Raw genomic sequence first — 6,140 nt, forward strand, 5'->3', positions numbered from 1 at the left:
TCAGGAGCATTGTGTTGCTAGGGGGCGCGCCTATGAGATACACTGATTTTATTGAGGTGAAACGACATGATTCTCATGCAATTGAACCAATTGACGAAGCGTTTCGGCGCCGAGTTGATTTTATCGAATATCAAATTGGAAGTGCAGATGAACGACCGGATTGCCATCGTCGGTCGGAACGGAGCAGGAAAATCAACCTTGCTCAAAATGATGGCAGGGGAAATGAGCCACGATGAGGGCAACATTTTCAAACCGAAAGAAACAACGATCGGCTACCTGGCCCAAAATACAGGGCTGCAGTCTGAGGAAACGATTTGGAATGAGATGGAGAAGGTGTTCACCCACCTGAAGGACTTTGAGAAAGACCTCCGCTCAATGGAAGTGCAAATGGCGGATCCCGACTTGCTTGACGATCAAAAACGTTACCAGCAGCTGTTAGCGGATTATGACCGCAAACAGGAATACTTTAAGACTGCCGGCGGCTATCAGTATGAAGCAGATATCCGCGGCGTATTGAACGGGTTGAATTTTAAAAACTTCAACTGGGACACACCGATCAACTCCTTAAGTGGCGGGCAGAAAACACGTCTGGCACTCGGAAAACTTTTGCTGACAAGTCCGGATGTCCTAATCCTCGATGAGCCGACGAACCATTTAGACATCGATACGCTAAGCTGGCTTGAAGGTTACTTGCAGGGCTACCAAGGAGCCGTGGTCATCGTCTCCCACGACCGCTACTTCCTCGACAAGATCGTCAATACCGTGTACGAAATCGCGTTTCAATCATCTAAGCGATATCACGGCAACTACAGCGATTATTTAAAAAAGAAAGAAGCGGACTACGAGCAGGAACTCAAACGCTTTGAGAAACAGCAGGAAGAAATTAAGCGAATGGAAGATTTCATTCAGAAGAACATCGTTCGTGCGACGACAAGTAAACGGGCACAAAGCCGCCGTAAACAGTTGGATAAAATGGACAAGCTTGAAAAACCGAAGGACGACAACCAATCGGCGAAGTTCAGTTTCCAGACAGCGAAACGAAGCGGCAATGATGTGCTTAAGCTGCGCAACTATGCGTTCCGTTATGATGATAGCGATGACTACCTTTTTGACAACGTATTCCTTGATTTGAACCGTGGCGATTCTGTGGCGCTTGTCGGTCCAAATGGCGTCGGAAAGACAACGTTATTGAAGACACTCATCGGAGACTTGGAACAGTCAAAAGGTGAAAAGCTGATCGGTACGAATGTGCAAATCGGTTATTACGATCAGGAACAGACAAAGCTGAACTCAACGAAAACCGTCCTCCATGAACTATGGGACGAATACCCGATGAAAAATGAAAAAGATATTCGCACCATCCTTGGTAACTTCCTTTTCTCAGGTGAGGATGTGCTGAAGCCTGTCTCTGCGCTTAGTGGTGGAGAGAAAGCGAGACTGTCCTTAGCGAAACTGATGATGCAGGAAGCGAACTTCTTAATCCTGGACGAGCCGACCAACCACTTGGACCTCGACAGTAAGGAAGTGTTAGAAGCAGCGCTTGTGGATTATCCAGGTACGCTCTTGTTCGTTTCCCATGACCGTTACTTTATCAACAAGATTGCGACACAGGTTGTGGAAATGAATCCAGAAGAGACTCGCCTGTTCCTGGGTGACTATGACTACTATGTAGATAAGAAGCAGGAAGAATACGAGTTGCAGCAAATTGAAGAAGCAGAACGACTTCAGAACGAACCGAAGAAGCAGGAAGTCCAGCAGAAGAACAGCTTTGAAGAAGACAAAGCGGCAAAGCGTGAAGAACGAAAGAAAAACCGCCGCATCACTGAGATTGAAGAAGAAATCGAACAGTTGGAAGCGAGACTCGAAGAAAACGAAGAGCTCCTCTGTGACCCTGAGATCTACCAGGATCACGAAAGATCTCTGGAAATCACAGAAGACAACAACCAGCTCCAAACCAGACTCGAAGCCCTCATGGAAGAATGGGAAACCCTTCACCACTCATAAATGGAAGAAACAGGTGTACCAGGTCATCCAGAATATGGATGACCTGGTACACCATTTTTATACATCCAACGCTCATGCATAAACCTGTATGAATGGTGATTCATATCCACATAGTTTTCAACAGTTGAATAGCTATATTAACAGTTTTCAACAGGGTTATACACATTATCCACAAAATAAATGGAATTTATCCACAAAAATGATACCGTTTTCTTTCCTCTTTCTACTTATCCACTGATTATTTATCCACTGTATGTTTATGCACATGTGGATAGTTATACTTTCATCAATGAAACCCTCACTTATACACACCACCCTTTAAAAAGGGAAAAGCTCTCCTTTGATATAAAGGAGAGCTTTGATCGTTCACGTTCACGACCTTATTTTTTTCTTGCACCAAAAAGCTCTAGGTCCAGCCCTGGATTGGCATTCAAATCCCATCCAGCACGGTGTCCCTGATTATACGCAACCGCTCCAGCGGCAGCGATCATTGCGGCATTATCTGTGCACAAGTGAAGCGGTGGAATGAGCAGTTCTGTTTTACTATCTTTGAACTTCTTCTGAAGCGCCGCTCTCAGTCCTTTATTGGCAGCCACACCACCTGCGACAATCATTTGTTTCACACCATACTCCTCAGCCGCACGGAAAGCTTTTGTGGATAACACGTCCACAACACTTGCTTGAAAGCTTGCGGCAACATCCTCGGGTTTTAAATACTCATCACGTTGGTTGGCTTTATGAAGCCTGTTAATCACTGCTGACTTCAGTCCGCTGAAACTGAAATCATAGGAACCATCTTCAAGCCAAGCACGAGGGAAATCGATGGTCTCTTCCCCTTCTTGAGCTAGACGATCGATTTGAGGTCCGCCTGGGTAAGGAAGCTTCAGCGTTCGTGCCACTTTGTCGTACGCTTCCCCTGCCGCATCATCCCGCGTTTCACCAATAATCTCAAAGGATCCATGTTCGCGCATCAACACAAGCTCTGTATGACCGCCGGAAACGACGAGGGATAACAGCGGGAATTCAAATTCCTTTTCCAAACGGTTGGCATAGATGTGACCAGCAATGTGATGCACACCTACGAGCGGCTTCTGTTTCGCAAAAGCGATCGATTTCGCTGCATTGACACCGACAAGAAGGGCTCCGACCAGTCCTGGTCCCTCCGTCACCGCAATGGCATCCATATCATCGAGTGTCATCCCCGCGTCATCCAATGCTTCTTCAAGTGTGATCGTCATCTGTTCAATATGGTGTCTCGAAGCAATCTCCGGTACCACCCCTCCGAAACGCTTATGACTTTCAATTTGAGAAGCAACAATGTTCGTAATCAGTTCTGTTTCATTTTTAACAATCGCTACGGCCGTTTCATCACAACTCGTCTCAATCGCTAAAATGTATTGATCTTCCTTCATTTTAATCCCACCCACATCACTAACGCATCTTCACCATTGTCCGAGTAATACCTTTTGCGGATGCCTCCAGGTACCATGCCGAACTTCCGGTACATATGCTGCGCGGCTGTATTTGAAACTCTCACTTCAAGCGAAAGCTGGATTGCTCCATGCTCGATCGCTTCCTTACACGTATGGCGGAACAATCGCTCACCATACTTGTTTCCTCTATGGTCCGGATGAATAGCAATATTCGTGACATGCGCCTCATCAATGATCAACCACAAACCACAGTATCCAATGATTGCGTCTTCTTTTTCTACGACATAATAATGCGCATAAGGGTTATCTTCCATTTCTTTTTCAAAGGTTTCCTTAGACCATGGAACGGCAAAGGAAGCCTTCTCGACATCCATGACAGCTTTGACATCATTTTTCGTCATTCTCCTGATTGTCGCCATCCTAATTTTTCTCCTGCTGCTCCAGCCATTTGGCTTCTGCTTCAGGAATCCGCAAATAATTCGGGACAAGGTCATGCAACGGACCTGGTTCCTTATCTTCAGCAACAGAGGCGATGATGGCAGGTCGCGCATAATGGTAAGGCGCATTCGGAAGAACTGCTTGATCGCCAAGAATCTCGACGATCTTTTCTTTATGCACAGTTATATCCTGACTGAGGAAAAGAACCGGTTCGTCCAGTTCCTTCAATTGATGAAGCCAATCCTCCATCAAGACGTTCGTCTCGTCCTTTTCAAGTGTCATATCTGCCCGGTAGAGCCCTGTATAAACGAGTCCGCGCCGCGCATCAAAAAACGGGCAAACATACCCTTGGAAAAAAGCTCCCTGCCTTGCTACAGCTTCTAAGCTCGATACACCTACCACCGGAATTCCAAGTGACCAGGCCATCGTTTTTGCCGTCGTCAACCCGATCCGTACGCCCGTATAGGACCCTGGACCATGAGCAACCGCAATTCTGTCCAAGTCACTTGGGTTCATCCCTGTGTCTTTCATCACCTGATCAATCGCAGGCATTAACCGGATGGAATGATTCTTTTTAATATTCGTCACATATTCACCAGCTACGGCACCATTGCTGATGACAGCAACTCCCATGACATAATTCGAAGTATCGATCGCCAGTACATTCATGCTAAAATCTCCTTACATAACGCTTCATAATGATCGGATACGGTCTTGAATGTGAAAACCCGCGTGGAGTCGTCCAAATAACGGATCGTAATGTCCAAGCGTTCATCGGGTAAGAATTCCTCAATGAACTGCGCCCATTCCACGACCGTTACACCATCCCCCTCGAAATACTCATCAAAACCGAGATCTTCATCACTTTCTTCCAGACGGTACACATCCATATGATAAAAAGGGATACGCCCCTGATATTCTTTCATAATTGTAAAGGTAGGGCTGTTGATCGTCCGTTTCACACCCAGGCCCTTGCCAAGCCCCTTCGTGAACGTCGTTTTACCTGCACCTAAATCTCCTTCTAATGTCAGCACATCGCCGGGCTGCAAACGTTCCCCGAGTTTCTCCGCCAACAGTTGTGTTTCTTCTGTAGAGGAGCTTTTCCATTCAAATGTCGTCATTCAATCACCCTTTTCCTTCATATGAGTATAACCGGAAGAGGTTAACCTTTCCCATTCTCCGCTCTTGTTGACCCTTACCACTGGTTCCGGTCCCTCTTTTGTTTTAACATGACCGATTCTACTTACCGTCACACCCGCTTGCTCTGCAGCTTTTAGTACGTGTGGCCAGTCTTTTTCAGAAACGGATCCAAGCAGTTCAAAATCTTCTCCTCCTGATAAACCCCAATCTACATAGTCTTCTGGAAAAACATTTCGGATTGGTTCAGAAAAAGGAAGAGCCTTTAAATCTATATACAGATCAACATTAGAAGCTCCTGCCATTTCATTCGCCTCATTGGCAACCCCGTCACTTACATCGTTCAAAGCCAACCGTTCTAGATGAGACAAGTTTGCAGCAAAGGATACTCTGGGTACGGGGGTTTGATGTCGCTGTATAAGGTATGTATGATCTTTGGATGCTTGTCCCTTTGGGTTTAACAACCATTCCAATCCCGCTCGGGAGTCTCCAAGGGTTCCCGTTACAAACAACACATCTCCTGCCTCTGCTGCAGAACGATATCTGGCTTTTCCTTTACCAACCATCCCAATAACCGTGACAGTTAACGAAAGCTCACTTCCTGAAACAGTATCGCCGCCGATCAAGTCCATCTGATACGTATTCCCGAGTTTCTTCATTCCGTCATAAACACGTTCCAGTTCCCCGTGAGTCCAATCCGAAGGAATCGTAATCGAAACCAAATAAAAAGCAGGCGTACTTCCCATGGCAGCTAGGTCACTAATATTTGCTGCCAACACACGATACCCAATCTGCTCAGGTTCCATCGTCTGCCTTGTAAAATGGACCCCTTCCACCATCGTATCCACAGCTGTGACAACATCATGACCCGAAGGTCGGAAGACAGCCGCATCATCATCAATCCCTTTAATCAAGGAAGATTGGCGGTAATGGTCTGGTTTAATTGATCGTATAAATGAAAACTCATCCATGTGTATGTCCCTTTCTCTTAGGACCGTTTCTTAACACGAAACCGGTCGACCGTGTAATCGTAGTCTTACTATTATACCAAGAGAGAGGGAGATTTAAAAAAATCCATAATAAAAGCCTTAGGAAAGCATCCTAAGGCTGAACGTTTAATTTTAAGTA

General features: G+C 46.0%; 6 protein-coding genes. 1 reads left to right on the forward strand and 5 read right to left on the reverse strand.

Annotation, left to right across the window (positions count from 1 at the left end):
- Positions 1 to 66: 66 nt before the first annotated feature.
- A complete protein-coding gene (locus HFA01_RS10355) occupies positions 67 to 2,004 on the forward strand; it encodes an ABC-F family ATP-binding cassette domain-containing protein (protein WP_146815939.1) in 1,938 nt (645 codons plus the stop codon).
- A gap of 380 nt (positions 2,005 to 2,384) precedes the next feature.
- Here the strand turns inward: HFA01_RS10355 and tsaD are convergent, their stop codons facing one another.
- From tsaD to thiL, 5 genes are read right to left on the reverse strand one after another with little or no spacing between them, the layout of a single operon-like run.
- Entirely contained in the window at positions 2,385 to 3,416 is a 1,032-nt protein-coding gene (gene tsaD / locus HFA01_RS10360; RefSeq protein ID WP_146815941.1) for a tRNA (adenosine(37)-N6)-threonylcarbamoyltransferase complex transferase subunit TsaD, read from the reverse strand.
- On the reverse strand, positions 3,413 to 3,856 hold the full coding sequence (gene rimI, locus HFA01_RS10365; RefSeq protein ID WP_146815943.1) for a ribosomal protein S18-alanine N-acetyltransferase: 444 nt from the start codon (positions 3,854 to 3,856) through the stop codon (positions 3,413 to 3,415). The genes tsaD and rimI overlap by 4 nt, the downstream gene beginning before the upstream one ends.
- Before the next feature lies 1 nt (position 3,857).
- Positions 3,858 to 4,544, reverse strand: a complete 687-nt coding sequence (gene tsaB, locus HFA01_RS10370) for a tRNA (adenosine(37)-N6)-threonylcarbamoyltransferase complex dimerization subunit type 1 TsaB (protein WP_146815945.1) — start codon at positions 4,542 to 4,544, stop codon at positions 3,858 to 3,860.
- Positions 4,541 to 4,996 carry a tRNA (adenosine(37)-N6)-threonylcarbamoyltransferase complex ATPase subunit type 1 TsaE gene (gene tsaE / locus HFA01_RS10375; RefSeq protein WP_146815947.1) on the reverse strand — a complete coding sequence of 152 codons (456 nt, stop codon included), beginning with the start codon at positions 4,994 to 4,996 and terminating at the stop codon, positions 4,541 to 4,543. Before tsaE ends, tsaB begins: the two co-directional genes overlap by 4 nt.
- The gene (thiL, locus tag HFA01_RS10380; protein ID WP_146815949.1) at positions 4,997 to 5,983 is read right to left on the reverse strand and encodes a thiamine-phosphate kinase; all 987 of its coding nucleotides are present in this window, start codon (positions 5,981 to 5,983) and stop codon (positions 4,997 to 4,999) included. It lies immediately after the preceding gene.
- Positions 5,984 to 6,140 lie beyond the last annotated feature (157 nt).

The sequence above is a fragment of the Halobacillus faecis genome, assembly GCF_007991335.1.
GTDB classification, from domain to species: Bacteria; Bacillota; Bacilli; order Bacillales; family Halobacillaceae; genus Halobacillus; species Halobacillus faecis.

Bases quoted from the DNA above. Each gene is read 5' to 3' on its own strand.
- tsaB (WP_146815945.1), bottom strand. From the start codon at position 4,544: ATGAATGTACTGGCGATCGATACTTCGAATTATGTCATGGGAGTTGCT.
- rimI (WP_146815943.1), bottom strand. From the start codon at position 3,856: ATGGCGACAATCAGGAGAATGACGAAAAATGATGTCAAAGCTGTCATG.
- HFA01_RS10355 (WP_146815939.1), top strand. From the start codon at position 67: ATGATTCTCATGCAATTGAACCAATTGACGAAGCGTTTCGGCGCCGAG.
- thiL (WP_146815949.1), bottom strand. From the start codon at position 5,983: ATGGATGAGTTTTCATTTATACGATCAATTAAACCAGACCATTACCGC.
- tsaE (WP_146815947.1), bottom strand. From the start codon at position 4,996: ATGACGACATTTGAATGGAAAAGCTCCTCTACAGAAGAAACACAACTG.
- tsaD (WP_146815941.1), bottom strand. From the start codon at position 3,416: ATGAAGGAAGATCAATACATTTTAGCGATTGAGACGAGTTGTGATGAA.